The organism is Arthrobacter arnarulunnguaqae (genome assembly GCF_051262515.1).
GTDB lineage: Bacteria > Actinomycetota > Actinomycetes > Actinomycetales > Micrococcaceae > Arthrobacter_N.
Map to the genome: position 1 here is coordinate 20,844 of NZ_JBIMER010000008.1, position 13,723 is coordinate 34,566.

Annotated in this window: 13 protein-coding genes; 6 read left to right on the forward strand and 7 right to left on the reverse strand. The window is 68.9% G+C overall.

What is annotated here, in order from left to right:
* Positions 1–117: 117 nt before the first annotated feature.
* The gene (locus tag ACHAAJ_RS09195; protein ID WP_435727787.1) at positions 118–585 is read right to left on the reverse strand and encodes an Hsp20/alpha crystallin family protein; all 468 of its coding nucleotides are present in this window, start codon (positions 583–585) and stop codon (positions 118–120) included.
* Between the two features lie 224 nt (positions 586–809).
* Between ACHAAJ_RS09195 and ACHAAJ_RS09200 the strand changes: the two genes are divergently transcribed.
* The 3 genes from ACHAAJ_RS09200 (at position 810) to ACHAAJ_RS09210 (ending at position 2,398) form a co-directional block, all read left to right on the forward strand.
* On the forward strand, positions 810–1,673 hold the full coding sequence (locus ACHAAJ_RS09200; RefSeq protein WP_435727788.1) for a fumarylacetoacetate hydrolase family protein: 864 nt from the start codon (positions 810–812) through the stop codon (positions 1,671–1,673).
* 4 nt (positions 1,674–1,677) lie between these two features.
* The gene (locus ACHAAJ_RS09205; protein WP_435727789.1) at positions 1,678–1,950 is read left to right on the forward strand and encodes a hypothetical protein; all 273 of its coding nucleotides are present in this window, start codon (positions 1,678–1,680) and stop codon (positions 1,948–1,950) included.
* Positions 1,951–2,194: 244 nt separating this feature from the next.
* Positions 2,195–2,398, forward strand: a complete 204-nt coding sequence (locus ACHAAJ_RS09210) for a cold-shock protein (protein WP_435727790.1) — start codon at positions 2,195–2,197, stop codon at positions 2,396–2,398.
* A gap of 97 nt (positions 2,399–2,495) precedes the next feature.
* Here ACHAAJ_RS09210 and ACHAAJ_RS09215 read toward each other — a convergent pair whose 3' ends face one another.
* On the reverse strand, positions 2,496–3,341 hold the full coding sequence (locus tag ACHAAJ_RS09215; protein WP_435727791.1) for an HpcH/HpaI aldolase/citrate lyase family protein: 846 nt from the start codon (positions 3,339–3,341) through the stop codon (positions 2,496–2,498).
* Between the two features lie 120 nt (positions 3,342–3,461).
* Here ACHAAJ_RS09215 and ACHAAJ_RS09220 point away from each other — a divergent pair, with 120 nt between their 5' ends.
* Positions 3,462–3,758, forward strand: coding sequence for a DUF503 domain-containing protein (locus ACHAAJ_RS09220; RefSeq protein WP_435727912.1), 297 nt, complete (start codon positions 3,462–3,464; stop codon positions 3,756–3,758).
* A gap of 26 nt (positions 3,759–3,784) precedes the next feature.
* Here ACHAAJ_RS09220 and ACHAAJ_RS09225 read toward each other — a convergent pair whose 3' ends face one another.
* The 5 genes from ACHAAJ_RS09225 to ACHAAJ_RS09245 form a co-directional block, all read right to left on the reverse strand.
* A complete protein-coding gene (locus ACHAAJ_RS09225; protein ID WP_435727792.1) occupies positions 3,785–4,630 on the reverse strand; it encodes a Gmad2 immunoglobulin-like domain-containing protein in 846 nt (281 codons plus the stop codon).
* A gap of 76 nt (positions 4,631–4,706) precedes the next feature.
* Positions 4,707–6,290 (reverse strand): GMC family oxidoreductase, encoded by a 1,584-nt coding sequence (locus ACHAAJ_RS09230; protein WP_435727793.1) that lies wholly within the window; start codon positions 6,288–6,290, stop codon positions 4,707–4,709.
* Positions 6,290–7,795, reverse strand: coding sequence for an aldehyde dehydrogenase family protein (locus tag ACHAAJ_RS09235; protein WP_435727794.1), 1,506 nt, complete (start codon positions 7,793–7,795; stop codon positions 6,290–6,292). The genes ACHAAJ_RS09230 and ACHAAJ_RS09235 overlap by 1 nt, the downstream gene beginning before the upstream one ends.
* Positions 7,792–9,990 (reverse strand): choline BCCT transporter BetT, encoded by a 2,199-nt coding sequence (gene betT / locus ACHAAJ_RS09240; RefSeq protein ID WP_435727795.1) that lies wholly within the window; start codon positions 9,988–9,990, stop codon positions 7,792–7,794. Before betT ends, ACHAAJ_RS09235 begins: the two co-directional genes overlap by 4 nt.
* Before the next feature lie 336 nt (positions 9,991–10,326).
* Positions 10,327–11,505: an NAD(P)-dependent malic enzyme gene (locus ACHAAJ_RS09245; protein ID WP_435727796.1), complete on the reverse strand. Its 1,179-nt coding sequence runs from the start codon at positions 11,503–11,505 to the stop codon at positions 10,327–10,329.
* Between the two features lie 259 nt (positions 11,506–11,764).
* Here ACHAAJ_RS09245 and ACHAAJ_RS09250 point away from each other — a divergent pair, with 259 nt between their 5' ends.
* Positions 11,765–13,306: a glycoside hydrolase family 1 protein gene (locus ACHAAJ_RS09250; RefSeq protein WP_435727797.1), complete on the forward strand. Its 1,542-nt coding sequence runs from the start codon at positions 11,765–11,767 to the stop codon at positions 13,304–13,306.
* A gap of 7 nt (positions 13,307–13,313) precedes the next feature.
* A complete protein-coding gene (locus tag ACHAAJ_RS09255) occupies positions 13,314–13,694 on the forward strand; it encodes a helix-turn-helix domain-containing protein (RefSeq protein WP_435727798.1) in 381 nt (126 codons plus the stop codon).
* The last annotated feature ends 29 nt before the right edge of the window (positions 13,695–13,723 follow it).

Below are 13,723 nucleotides of genomic sequence, written 5' to 3' on the forward strand. Positions count from 1 at the left end.
CAGATGTCCCCCACCCCCGTTTCGACGAGGGTAGATGTCCGAATCCGGGGGGAAACCGACATCTACCTCAGTCGAAACGCAAGGGTGGGGCATCTGGCTTCGGCGAGATCCGGAGGCCTACTGCCCCACGGCCCCCTGTCCGCCGGGGGCCGAGGTCGCCTCGCCCTCGATCTGGTCGGCGCCGTTGTCCCGGCTGCCCGTCTCGACGGCGATCTTGCGCGGCTTCGCGCTCTCGCGCACCGGGATGGTGAGCATCAGGACGCCGTTGTTGTAGTGCGCCGTGATCGCCTCGATGTTGATGCCCTGGCCCAGGTTGAGCTGGCGGACGAAGCTGCCGCCGCGGCGTTCGCGGGTCAGCCACTTCACGCCTTCCTGCTCGCCCAGCGTGCGCTCGGCGCGGATGGTCAGCAGCTGGCCGTCGACGTCGATGTCCACCGATCCCGGATCGATGCCCGGCAGGTCGGCGCTGAGGATGTAGTGGTCGCCCTGGCGGTAGAGGTCCATGGGCACGTCGCGCAGGCGGTTGTCGAACAGCGCGCCGGCCACGCGGTCGAGCTCGCGGAACGGATCGAATGTGTTTGCCATGATGATCAACTCCTTCGTGGGGCACCACCCCGGTGCCGTGTTTCTCGTGTTGTGGGGGTCGATCGACGGTCCTCAAACTTGAGTCCCATCCGCTCAACCCAGGATTAAATTAGCACTCTCCGCCGCGGAGTGCCAGTCCCTTTTTGGCTCATTTCTCCCACGGCGAACGACGCATTTCCACCCCCGTGCCCACAGGCTCCGCGCCCCTGTGGTGGGATGGTCCCATGAGACTCGCCACCCTTCGCCACCCGGAATCCGGCGGAACATTCGCCGCCCTCATCGACGGCTCCGCCGCCGTCGAAATAGAGGGGTTCGACGACGTCGGCGCCCTCCTGGCCGCGCCGGCCGCGGAGCGCGAGTCCGCGCTGAACGCGGCCAAGGCAAACGGCGCAAGGCACGACGCCGGCGCCGCCACCTTCGCGACGCTGATCCCCGCCCCGGCCAAGGTCTTCTGCATCGGCCTGAACTACCGCAACCACATCGCGGAAACCGGCAACGAGACCCCCAAGTTCCCGACCGTCTTCACGAAGTTCGCCGAATCCCTGACCGGCCCCACGGACGAGATCGAAATCCCCGCGGAGGACCACCGGATCGACTGGGAGGGCGAACTCGCCATCGTCATCGGCGCGGCCGGCCGGCGCATCCCGGAGGAGGACGCCGAACGGCACATCGCCGGTTACGCGGTGTCCAACGACGTCTCGATGCGCGGCTGGCAGGGCCGCACGCCGGAGTGGACCCAGGGCAAGTGCTGGGAGGCGGCCAGCCCGGTCGGCCCCTATCTCGTGACCCCGGACGAGTTCACCCCCGGCGCCCGGATCACCACCCGCGTCAACGGCGAGGTGGTGCAGCAGGATTCGACGGCGGACCTCGTCTTCTCCCCCGCCGCGCTGGTCGCGTACCTCTCCACGATGGTGACGCTGCGCCCCGGCGACCTGATCCTCACGGGCACCCCGGCCGGCGTCGCCCTGGGTCGGCGCAACGAGCACGGCCGCCACCCCTGGCTGAAGGCCGGCGACGTCCTGGAGACGGAGATCGAAGGTCTCGGCGCCCAGCGCAACGTCCTGGTCGCGGCGCCCGACGGACACTAGGTACGTGGACCTGGCCGCGGTCGCCGCCGAACTCTACGGGTCCATGCCCGGCGGGTTCGTCGCCGCGCGGACCCGCGAACTGGAGCGGACGGCGCGCAAGTCACAGGGGGCCACCCGCGACCTCGAGGCGACCGCAAAGGAGTCGAACCGGGCGCGCCGGCTTCTCGACGACGCGAGGGTCCAGGCACGGGAGACCCAACGCGAGGCCGACGCGGTGGAGCGGCGCGCGGAATGGGCCGCATCGCCGTCGTCCGCCCCCTCGGGCGCGGCGTCATAGACGCACCAAGGCACGTCACATCCGGCAACGCGGCACCGCGCCGTGGCCGGAAAAACGTTCCGATTTCACCGAAATCCACCCGCAACCGGGACAAATGTGAACTTTCGGCGTCCTGCGGGAAACCAATACCCCGTATCGCTTGCCACACCGCCCACGTCACCATACGTTTAGGGGAGGGACCCAGCGATGCTGCGAGGCTCCCTGATCTACGATCGCAGCTGTACGCAATATCGAAGGAAGCATCATGGCAACAGGCACCGTTAAGTGGTTCAACGCAGAAAAGGGCTTCGGATTCATCGAGCCGAACGATGGATCGGCGGACGTTTTCGCTCACTTTTCCGCAATCGCGAGCAGCGGCTACCGCTCGCTCGACGAGAACCAGAAGGTCGAATACGACGTCGTGCAGGGTCCCAAGGGTCTGCAGGCAGAGAACATTCGCCCGCTGTAACCCCATAGCTCCACCCGCCGTCAGGCGAGGTTGAACGACGAAAGGCCCCGGAAGCGCCATACGGCGCAACCGGGGCCTTTCCGTTTGCCCGAAAGGCCTAGGCGTTCCAGAGCCCGTAGGAGTCCGCGAGGTCCGCGATCTTCTGCGCGCGGGCCAGCCGCGGGAGATAGGAGCCGTCGCCGATGGAGGCGCCGGCGGCGTGCGCCGAGAGCATGTCGTGGGCCCAGCTGAGTTCGTCGGTGCTCGGGGACAGGCCGGTGTTGACGTCCTCGACCTGGTCCGCGGAGAGGCAGAGCTTGCCGGTCATGCCCATCGACGCCGTGGTCTGGCAGGCGGCGTGGACCTCTCCCCCGGTCGCGCCGGGAGTGGCCGGGCCGTCGATGGCGCCCGGGAGCTGGCCGACGCGGGAGGCGACCACCAGTTTGCCGCGCGCGTACGCCAGGGCCAGGGGGTCCTCGGAGACGCCGGTGTCCTTGCGGAAGTCGTTGGTGCCGAAGGCCAGCCGGAACGTGCCCGGGGCGGAGGCGATCGCCGTCGCGTTCTCGATGCCGATGGCGGATTCGATCAGCGCGAGCACCGGCGTGCCGGCCTGCAGGCGCATGGCCGTGTAGGTCACCTGTTCCGGCTTCTCCGTCATGGCCAGCATGACGCCGCGCAGGCCCTTGGCCTTGGAGAGGGCCGCGAGGTCGTCGGCCCAGAATTCGGTTTCGAGGCCGTTGACGCGCACCCAGGCGGTCATTCCGGAGTTCAGGGCGTGCACGACGGCGTCGCGCGCATCGGTCTTCTGCGCGTCCGGGACCGCGGCCTCCATGTCGAAGATGACCGAGTCCGCTTCGGAGGCGAGCGCGGGCGCGTACAGTTCCGGCTTCGCGGCGTTCACCAGAAGCCACGAGCGGGAAAGCTTGGCGGGCAGCGATGCCGCGCGTCGGTTGCGAAGGGACATGCCCCCAGCCTACTCACTCCGCCTTGGGGCGTTCCACCGAGTGTCCCGCCATACGCGTCCTGACTTGCCTCTTCACGCCCTACAGGTGCCGCAGGCCACATGAGGGTGGATGATGAAACCATGTGGTTCGGCTGGATCGAGTTCGATCTCCTCCTCGGCGACGTGCATTCGCTCAAGGAGAAGCGGGCCGCCGTGCGCCCGATCATCTCCGAGGTGCGGCGCCGCTTCGAGGTCTCGGCCGCCGAGACGGGGCACCTGGACCTCCACCGGCGCGCGGGGATCTCCGCGGCCGTCGTCGCCGCGGACCGCGCGCACGTGGTGGAGGTACTCGACGCCGTCGAACGCCTCGTCGCGTACCGTCCCGAAGTCGAGCTGCTCAGCGCGCGGCGGCGGATCGGTTCGTCCAAGGACGAATAGGCGGGGACGGATAGGCGGCGCCGCCGCTACGGCTGCGGGGCGAACCCGACCGGAACCGCGGTGGCCGTCCACACGCTGCCGTCCTTGGCGCTGGTTTCGAAGAGCACCAGCGCGCCGCCTCCGGAACCGGGGTTGTCCCATTCGACGTTCCCGCTGAACGGCCCCATGTCCGGCCCGGATCCACCCATCACGATCCCGGTCCCGAGCGGCTCGTCCCTGCCGTGGGCTCGGACCGCAACCTCGACGGTGGCCTCGAACGCGCGCGAGGAACCGGACAGCGTGACAGGCGAGACGATCTGCTCGCCTGCAGCGGGCGATTCCAGTTGGATTTCCGTGCTCATCGCCCCGAGGGCGTACCAGTTGCCGTCGGACAGTTGCCGCAGCAGCACGGTGGTCACCGCGCCGTCCGCGACCGCGCGGACCTCCAGTTCGCCGGAGCGCGAATCGCCCTGCATGAACTCGCCGTAGACGGGATCGGTGTACCCCGCGAGCTCCTCGGCGAAGCCGGCGGCGGCCTCCTTCGGGTCGCCGTACCGCAGGGTGCCGTCCGGATCGGGCCAGACCACCGTGGCCGCCTCGGCGGCGGGCAACGACGGCGCGGTGCCCGGAAGGTCGGAGGCGGACGCCGTCGGCGACGGGCTTGGAGATGGTGACGGGCTCTGCGAGGGGGTCGGCGTCGCGGAACCACCCGCGGAGGTGGGCGCCGCGCTCGAGTCCGGGGGCGGCGTCGTACCGGGGGTTCCGGCCTCCGGTCCGCCCGCCTGCTGCATCAGCAGGACCGCCACCCAGACCAGGGCGGCCACCAGCGCCACCGCAAGCAGTGCGACGGCTGTCTTCCGGCCGCGGCCGGTGGGGGTTGCGTTCTCGCTCATGACGGCACCGTAACCGCTCCCCGTCCGCGCAAACGAGAACGGACAGGGAGCGGTTCGGTGACGTTTCGGCGCGCTCCTAGACCGTCCCGCGGATGAGATCGGCGCACCGCTCACCGATCATCATGGTGGTGATGTTCGGGTTCACGGTGACCAGCTCCGGCATCACCGAGGCGTCGGCGACACGGAGCCCGGCAATCCCCTTGACGCGTAGTTCGGGATCGAGCGGCGCGGACGGATCAGCGGCGGCGCCCATTTTCACGGTGCCGGCCGGGTGGTAGACCGTGTTGTGCGTCTTGCGGATGTAGTCGCGGATCTCGTCGTCGGACTGCACCTCCGTCCCTGGATACAGCTCGCGGCCCGCCCACTCGGCCATCGCCGGCTGTGCCACGATTTCGCGGGCCTTGCGGATCCCCGCGACCATGACGCGCATATCGTGTCCTTCGGCGTCCGTGAAGTAACGCGGATCCACCATCGGCTTGTCACGGTAGTCGCGACTGCGCAGCCGAACCGTCCCCCGGGAACGCGCATGCGTGACGTTGGGGGTCAGGCAGAAACCGTTCTCCGTGGTCGGGTATCCCTGGCGAAGCGTGTGCATGTCGAACGGAACGGTGCCGTAGTGCATCATCAGGTCCGGTCGGTCCAGCCCCTCCTCGGTGGGGGTGAAGACACCGATCTCCCACCACTGGGTGGACTGCTCCACCATGGGCTTCTTCGCTTCCCACTGGATGACACCCTCGGGGTGGTCCTGGAGGTTCTCCCCGATGCCGGGGGAATCGACGAGGACCTCGATGCCGTGCTCGGTCAGGTGCTGGGCGGGGCCGATGCCGGAGAGCATCAGCAGCTTGGGCGAGTCGACCGCGCCCGCGGACAGCACCACCTCGCGGCGCGCGGAGAGCGTGTGCGTGGTGCCGAACGCGGAGTCCACAACATCGACGCCGGTGCATCGGCGGTCCGCGTCGAAGTTCAGCACGCGGGCGCGCAGGCCCGTCAGCAAGGTGAAGTTGGGCCGCTCCATGATCGGGTGGATGTAGGAGACGGAGCTGGAGGACCGCGTGCCGTCGCTGCGCCGGTTGATCTGGAAGAAATTCGCCCCGTTGACCACGGTGGTGCCGTCGTTGAAACGGGAGCGCGGGATCCCGGCCTGCTCACACGCGTCTAGGATCGCCACGCCGGACGGGTCCACGGGCGGCACGTTCATCAGGTGAACCGGGCCCGAGCTGCCGTGGTGTGGCGCGTCCGGTCCGGCGTCCTCGTTGGTCTCCAGGCGCCGGAACAGCGGGTAGGTGGCATCGGCGTTCCAGCCGGTGGCGCCGTGGACAGACTCCCACTCGTCCAGGTCCTCCCGCGGGGCCCAGAAGGCGATGCAGGAGTTGTGGCTGGAGCAGCCGCCCATCACCTTGGCGCGGGCGTGGCGCATGAAGGAATTTCCGTTCTCCTGCGGCTCGATCGGGTAGTCCCAGTCGTACCCAGACTCCAGGAGCTCCATCCAGCGGTCCAGCTGCAGGATTTCCGGCAGGTCCCTGTCGTCGGGGCCGGCCTCGACGAGGACCACCTCCACGGATGGGTCCTCGCTGAGCCGTGCGGCAACGGCGGCCCCGGCGGAGCCTCCCCCGATGACGATGTAGTCGAACTCACGCCCGTCCAGCTGTTTGTTCGTCATCACTTCCCCTGTCCGTGGTCAGCGAACCAGCCGGTGACCTGCGGATCCGTGTTCTGGTAGATGTGCTTGGCCTCCTGATACTCGGCGAGCCCGCTGGGGCCGAGCTCCCGCCCGACGCCCGATTGGCCGAAGCCGCCCCACTCGGCCTGCGGCAGGTAGGGGTGGAAGTCGTTGATCCAGATGGTCCCGTGGCGCAGCCTGCCTGCCACCCGCTGCGCGCGGCCCGCGTCCTGGGTCCAGACGGCGCCTGCGAGGCCGTAGTGCGTGTCATTGGCCGTGGCGACGGCCTCCTCCTCACCCGAGAACGTCTCCACCGTTACCACCGGGCCGAAGGCCTCGTCCACCACCACGCTCATGCCGCGCGTCACCCGGTCCAGGATGGTGGGCAGGTAGTACTGGCCCACCGCCAAATCCCCGGCACCGAACTCGCCGCCACAGCGCAACCGCGCCCCCTCGGCGACGCCGGCGCGCACGTACGCGTCCACCTTGTCCCGATGTGCCGAGGAGATCAACGGGCCGGTCTCAGAGTTCTCATTGAACGGACCGCCTAGGCGGATCTCCCGTGCGCGGCGAACCAGTTCGTCGACAAAACGCTCGGCAATGGACTCCTCGACGATCAACCGGGCGCCCGCGGAGCACACCTGGCCGGAGTGCACGAACGCGGCGTTCAGTGCGTTGTCCACCGCGGCGTCGAAGTCGGCATCCGCGAAGACCACGTTCGGGTTCTTGCCGCCCAACTCCAGGGCGACCTTCTTCACGGTCGCGGCCGCGGCGGCCGCGATCCGCTTGCCGGTCTCCAGCCCGCCGGTGAAGGACACCATATCCACGTCCGGGTGCTCGGAGAGCGGCGCGCCGGCCTCGGCGCCCGCCCCCGTGACCAGGTTGGCGACCCCGGCCGGCAACCCGAGCTCCTCGAAGACGTCCATCATGAGCATCGAAGTGGAGGGCGTCAGCTCCGAGGGCTTGAGCACGAAGGAGCAGCCCGCGGCGATCGCGGGGGCCATCTTCCACGCCGCCTGCAGCAGCGGATAGTTCCACGGCGTGATCATGCCGCAAACGCCGACCGGCTCGTAGGCCACGCGACTGACGACGCCGTTGTCCCCGGCGTCGACGACGCGCCCGGCGTCTTGGCCGGCGAGGCGGCCAAAGTACTCGAAGCACGCGATGATGTCATCCATGTCGATACGGCTCTCGAGAATCCGCTTACCGGTGTCCAGCGACTCGGCACGGGCGAACTCCTCGCGGCGCTCGCGCAGCCGCGCCGCGGTCCGCAACAGGAAGTCGCCGCGGCGGGGTGCCGGTACGGCGGACCAGACCCCTGAGTCGAAGGCGCGGCGCGCGGCGGCGATGGCCAATTCGCTGTCTGCGCGGCCTGCCTCCGAGACCGTGGCGACGACTGCGCCGTCGGCCGGGCAGACGATGTCGCGGGTGGCCCCGGAACGGGCCGCCGTCCAGACTCCGTCGATGTACAGGGACTTGGCCGCGGAGGCCGAAGCGATGCTCATGGCGTCTCCTTCTCGGGGTGGTTTCGGTGGGTGGATGTTGTGGTTGTCGAGACGGAATCGGCGGAGGCAGCTGCGGGGACGAGGGACTCCTCGTCCACGGTCTCGTAGTCGCCTTCCCATTCCGCCTTGGGTGCCGCACTTTCGGCGACGGTGCTGGAAGCCAGCGTCCCGCGGTTCTGGTGCAGGAATTCCAGGTGGACCTCGTAGTGGTCCAGGACGTCGGCGATGAGCTGCTCGCGAGAGGACCCGAAGAGGTCGTAGCCGTGGCTTCCCTCGAGGGAGAACACCTCCATGCGGTAGTACTTGTTACCCGCCGCCGTGGACTTCGCGTAGGACGGGACGTCATGCTGCACCGGGTACACCTGGTACTTGAACACCCGTTCGTCGCCGAGCTCGACGTACAGGTCCGCGGTGTCTATCCCGATCTGCTCCACGACGCCGCTCTCCAGGCGAGCGTCGACACCCTGCTCGGCGAGTTCGCCGCGGACCTCATCCAGTGCCGGATAGGCGATGTCCTCCACGAAGCGCTGCGCCTGACGGCGGCCGGGGTAGCTCATCGCCCGGGACACGCGCTGCCGCCAGCCGCGGAGGGGGTCCTGGCCCGCGGAATTTGCCCGCGACGAGAGCACCGAGGGCAGTCCGGCGCGGAAGCTGGCCGCGAGCGCCGTCTCGACACGCAGCGCCTTATAGAGCCCCAGCATGATGAAGAGGAGGACCACGGAGAAGGGCAACCCCATGATGACCGTGGCGCTTTGCAGCGTCGGCACTCCACCAACCAACAGCATGGCGAGCGTCAGCACCCCGGTGGCCATGGCCCAGAAGATCCGCAGCCACTTGGGTCCGTCCGAGTCGGCGTCCTTGAGGTGCGAGGTGAAGTTGCTCATCACCAGGGCACCGGAGTCCGCACTGGTCACGTAGAACAACAATCCGGTGAAGGTGGCGACGGCCGCGCTCAGCGGGGCCGCCGGGTATTGCTCCAGCAGGCCGTAGAACGCCCGTTCCGGCGTGTTCATGGCCGTTTCGCCGAAGGCGGCGTTGCCACCCATGACGAGGCTCAGGGCGCTGTTGCCGAAGATGGAGATCCAGAGCAGGATGAACGCGAACGGCACCACGAGCACTCCCGTGACGAATTCACGGATGGTGCGTCCGCGGGAGATGCGCGCCAGGAAGAGCCCGACGAACGGAGCCCAGGCGATCCACCAAGCCCAGAAGAAGAGCGTCCAGGCGTTCAGCCAACCATCGGGACGGTCGTAGGCGAAGGTGTCCAGCGCCATACCCGGGAAGCGGGAAAGCGTGTCGCCGATGTTCTGGATGATCGCGTCGAAGAGGAACGTGGTCTTGCCCGCGATGAGCACGAACAGCATCAGCGCTGCGGCCAGGAGGATGTTCAACTCGGAGAGTCGACGGATGCCCTTCTCCACGCCACTGACGACGGATACGGTGGCCATCGCCACGGCGACTGCGATCAGCGCGATTTGCACCGACGTGGTTTCAGGGACACCGAACATGAAGTTCAGGCCGTAGTTCAATTGCGCGACGCCGATGCCCAGGCTTGTCGCGATGCCGAAGATGGTGCCGAGCATCGCCGCGATGTCCACGGTGTCGCCGATGCGGCCATGGATGCGCTTGCCGAGGATCGGGTACAGCGCCGAACGGATACTCAGCGGAAGATTGTGCCGGTAGGCGAAGTAGCCTAGGGCTAGGCCCATCAGCGCGTAGAGGCCCCAGCCGAGGATCCCGTAGTGGAACAGCGTCCAGACCATAGCTTGGCGCGCCGCGGCAACGTCCCCGCCCTCTCCGGTCGGCGGCGCGAGGAACTGCGTGACCGGCTCGGCGACGGAGAAGAACATCAGGTCGATCCCGATTCCGGCCGCGAACAGCATGGCCGTCCACGTGAACAGGTTGAAAGTGGGCCGGGAGTGGTCCGGTCCCAGCCGGGTCTTGCCGACCTTGCTGGCCGCCACAACCACCACGAACGCGAAGACCAGGACCACGATCAGCGAGTAGTACCAGCCGAACGTGGCCCCGACCCAGGTCACGACAGTGCCGATGACGGCGTCCGCGGTTTCGCGGTCGAGGATGGCCCACAGGGCGATGGCCAGAATACCCGCGGCGGATCCGAGGAAGACGGTCTTGTTGACGCGCGTCTGCGCTTGCACGCCGGGCGGCGCGGGCTGGGGGTTGGCCGAGTTCATGTTCGTCCTTGCATCGAAGCGGGATCGTACGCGGAAAGGGCCCGCACCATCACGCCGATGGCCGGACTGCTTCCCCACGCTAACAAAGCACCCCGCAAACCCATGCCGGTCACGCGCGCATTTACCACAAACAGTCCGGTGACCAACCCCACAAACATGGAGGGAGCTTACCGCCGTACAGCCGGCGCCACATTGGGCCGCGCCATGCCCCCGCGCGCGGGACCAGCCCGCCCAGGTGCGCTGCCTTTCGCGGAATCGCGGCGCACGCGGGCTCAGGCACCACGCAGCGGGCACCTGCGCAGCTCCAATGTGGCGCCGGCTACCGCGGGAGGCCGGTTACCCCCGGGAGGCCTCGCCCACGGCCTTCGCCACGGCCTCGGCCACGCGCGGATCCAGCGGCGACGGGACGATGAAGTCCGCGCTGAGGTCCTCCTCGGCCAGCGCCGCGATGGCGTGGGCCGCGGCGATCTTCATCTCCGGCGTGATGCGGCGCGCTCCGGCGTCGAGCGCGCCGCGGAAGATGCCCGGGAACGCCAGCACGTTGTTGATCTGGTTCGGGAAGTCTGAACGCCCCGTGGCGACGACCGCCGCGTACTTGGCCGCGACGTCGGGCAGGACCTCCGGGTCCGGGTTGGAGAGCGCGAAGATGATGGCGTCCTCGTTCATCCCCGCCAGGTCCTCCTCCGCGACCTTCGAGGAGGAGACGCCCACCAGAACGTCCGCGCCGTCAAGCGCCTGGCGGATGCCGCCCATGATGTCGTTCTTGTTGGTCTTGGCGGCGTACTTCGCCTTGATGGCGTTCAGGTCGTCGCGCTCGCGGTTGATGGTGCCGCGCGAATCCACCAGCACCACGTCGCCGACGCCCGCGTTGACGAGGATCTCGGCGATCGCGATGCCAGCGGCGCCCGCACCGCTGACGACGACGCGCAGGTCGCCGAACGCGCGCCCGGTCACCTTCGCGGCGTTGGTGAGGGCGGCCAGGACGACGACGGCGGTGCCGTGTTGGTCGTCGTGCATCACCGGGCAGTCGAGCGCCTCGATCAGGCGCTCCTCCAGCTCGAAGCAGCGCGGCGCGGCGATGTCCTCGAGGTTCACGGCGCCGTAGCTCGGGCGCAGCCGCACCAGGGTCTCGATGATCTCGTCGACGTTGGTCGTGTCCAGCACCAGCGGGATGGAGTTCAGCCCGCCGAATGTCTTGAACAGGGCGGACTTGCCCTCCATGACGGGCAGCGACGCGGCGGGGCCGATGTCGCCGAGACCGAGGACGGCGGTGCCGTCGGAGACCACCACGACCAGTCGCGAGGCCCAAGTGTGGGTGGCGGCCTTGGCGGGATCCTCGGCGATGGCGCGCGACACCTGGGCGACGCCGGGCGTGTACGCGATGGACAGGGCGCGCTTGGAATCCAGCGGCATGGTGCACTCGACGGAAAGCTTGCCGCCCTCGTGGGAAGCGAAGATCTCCTCCTCGGTGATGGGGGAGACGGCGTTTTGGGGGTCGGTCGCAGTGGTGGGCATCTTTGCTCCTGGGGAAAGTCTCTGATCGGTCAGCGGGCGCGACGCGGGTTCCGCGGGAACATCGCGGCCCGGGGTGGGGCGGCGGGATTCCTGCCTCGCTCTGCGGATGACGGCCAAGGGTAGTGGCGCGCACCTTCGCAGTGGTCAGTACTTTCTTTAGACCTCGTTTCCACGGTACGGCATCGGCGGCGGCCGCGTCATGTCGAATGCCCGAAAACGTCCCGGTCCAAAATCGCGCCGGACGGCGCACAATATCCCTATGACAATCCCATTCCCGGGTCCGGACGCCCTGGGTCCCGACCACGTAGACCTCAGCATCTCCGCCCGCGTGCTGGCCGACAGGCTGCCCCCGGGCTTCGTTCTCGGCGCCGCGACGGCCGCCTACCAGGTGGAGGGAGCCGTCCGCGAAGACGGCCGCGGACCCAGCGTCTGGGACACCTGGGTGGCGGGCAAGGAGGCCGCCGTCGACGGCTCGACCGCCGACGTCTCCACCGACCACTACCACCGGATGCCGGAGGACGTCGCGCTGATGGCCGGACTGGGCCTGGACGCGTACCGCTTCTCCACGGCGTGGCCCCGGATCTTCCCCGACGCCTCCGGCGTCCCGAACCGCCGCGGCCTGGACTTCTACCACCGCCTGCTGGACCAGTTGGACGCGCGTGGGATCGCCCCGATGCTGACGCTTTTCCACTGGGACACGCCCCAGTACATAGAGGACGACGGCGGGTGGATGGAACGCGACGCGGCGTACCGGTTCGCCGACTACGCCGCGGTCATGGGCCGCGAGTTCGGCGACCGGGTCCGCTGGTGGTGCACGGTCAACGAACCGGCCACGGTGGCCGGGAACGGCTACGGCTCGGCGCTCCACGCGCCGGCGGGGAACGCCGGCGTCAAGTCGCTGCGGGCCGTGCACCACCTCCTGCTGGGCCACGGCCTGGCTACCCAGGCGCTCCGGGCCGAGGGTGTGGCGGGAGGGATCGGCATGTCCAACGTCCACTCGCCCAGCGAGCCTGCGGATCCGACCAGCCTCTTGGACCGGACCGTGGCGGACCTCGTGGACACCGCCTACAACCGGCTCTTCGCCGATCCGGTGTTCCTGGGGACCTACCCGGCGGCGGTCCAGGCGGCCGCCCGCTTCGCCGGCCTGAGGATCCGCGACGGGGACCTGGCAACCATCAACCAACCGTTGGATTTCTACGGGCTCAACTACTACATGCCCACTCTCGTCGCCTCCGGACCGGGCGAGGAGGGTCCGCTGCCGGCGTCGTTGGTATTGCCCACCGGCGGGGAGCCCGAGGAGGCCGCCACCCCGTTCCACGTGGTCGAATGGCCGGGCGCCGAGCTCACCGCGTACGGCTGGCCCATAGTCCCCGGGCGCCTCGGCGTCATGCTGGGGCGGATGCGCGATCGGTACCCGAACATGCCCCCGGTCTTCATCACGGAGGGCGGCGTGAGTTTCGAGGAGACGCCGGAACTCGACCCGGCGACCGGCGTCGTGCAGGTCCAGGACACCGCCCGCGCCCACTACCTGCGGGATCACGTGACCGCCGCCCTGGACGCGGTGAAGCCGGGCGGACCGGCCGCCGGGATGGACCTGCGCGGGTACTTCGTCTGGACGCTGATGGACAACTGGGAGTGGGCGGCGGGGTACCGGCAGACGTTCGGGCTGGTGCACGTGGACCGCGAAACCCTGAACCGCACGCCCAAGGCGTCCTACCACTGGCTGGCGAAGGTCATCGCGCACCGTGCGGGGCTGCCCGAAGAGGACGGTGCGGTGGAATCAGACGTCGTCGGGGCATGATGGTGCCATGCCGTCGGAGACCACAGCACTGACCAAGTCCACGCACCACGAGCCGCTGCCAGCCCCGGAGGCGGCGCGGCTGGCGCAGGCCCTCGGCGACGCGCCCGACGCCACCGTCTTCGTGGACGGGACCGCGCTACGCCTCTCCGCCGGCGCGACGGACGCCGTGATGGACCTGCTCGCGCGGCTGTCCCGCGGGGAGGCCGTCACGATCAGCACCAGCGAACTGTTGCTGAACACATCGCAGGCCGCGCAGCTCGCGGGGGTCTCCAACACGTACATGCGCCGGCTGACCGACGCGGGGACCATCCCGGTCGAGTACCGCGGCAGCCACCGCCGGATCCGGCCGCGGGACGTGCAGGCGTGGCTGGAGGCGCGGGCCCACTGACGGCGGGGGCGGGCGACCGCGGGGGCGCG

Bases quoted from the DNA above. Each gene is read 5' to 3' on its own strand.
- ACHAAJ_RS09195 (WP_435727787.1), bottom strand. From the start codon at position 585: ATGGCAAACACATTCGATCCGTTCCGCGAGCTCGACCGCGTGGCCGGC.
- ACHAAJ_RS09200 (WP_435727788.1), top strand. From the start codon at position 810: ATGAGACTCGCCACCCTTCGCCACCCGGAATCCGGCGGAACATTCGCC.
- ACHAAJ_RS09210 (WP_435727790.1), top strand. From the start codon at position 2,195: ATGGCAACAGGCACCGTTAAGTGGTTCAACGCAGAAAAGGGCTTCGGA.
- ACHAAJ_RS09215 (WP_435727791.1), bottom strand. From the start codon at position 3,341: ATGTCCCTTCGCAACCGACGCGCGGCATCGCTGCCCGCCAAGCTTTCC.
- ACHAAJ_RS09220 (WP_435727912.1), top strand. From the start codon at position 3,462: ATGTGGTTCGGCTGGATCGAGTTCGATCTCCTCCTCGGCGACGTGCAT.
- ACHAAJ_RS09225 (WP_435727792.1), bottom strand. From the start codon at position 4,630: ATGAGCGAGAACGCAACCCCCACCGGCCGCGGCCGGAAGACAGCCGTC.
- ACHAAJ_RS09230 (WP_435727793.1), bottom strand. From the start codon at position 6,290: ATGACGAACAAACAGCTGGACGGGCGTGAGTTCGACTACATCGTCATC.
- ACHAAJ_RS09235 (WP_435727794.1), bottom strand. From the start codon at position 7,795: ATGAGCATCGCTTCGGCCTCCGCGGCCAAGTCCCTGTACATCGACGGA.
- betT (WP_435727795.1), bottom strand. From the start codon at position 9,990: ATGAACTCGGCCAACCCCCAGCCCGCGCCGCCCGGCGTGCAAGCGCAG.
- ACHAAJ_RS09245 (WP_435727796.1), bottom strand. From the start codon at position 11,505: ATGCCCACCACTGCGACCGACCCCCAAAACGCCGTCTCCCCCATCACC.
- ACHAAJ_RS09250 (WP_435727797.1), top strand. From the start codon at position 11,765: ATGACAATCCCATTCCCGGGTCCGGACGCCCTGGGTCCCGACCACGTA.
- ACHAAJ_RS09255 (WP_435727798.1), top strand. From the start codon at position 13,314: ATGCCGTCGGAGACCACAGCACTGACCAAGTCCACGCACCACGAGCCG.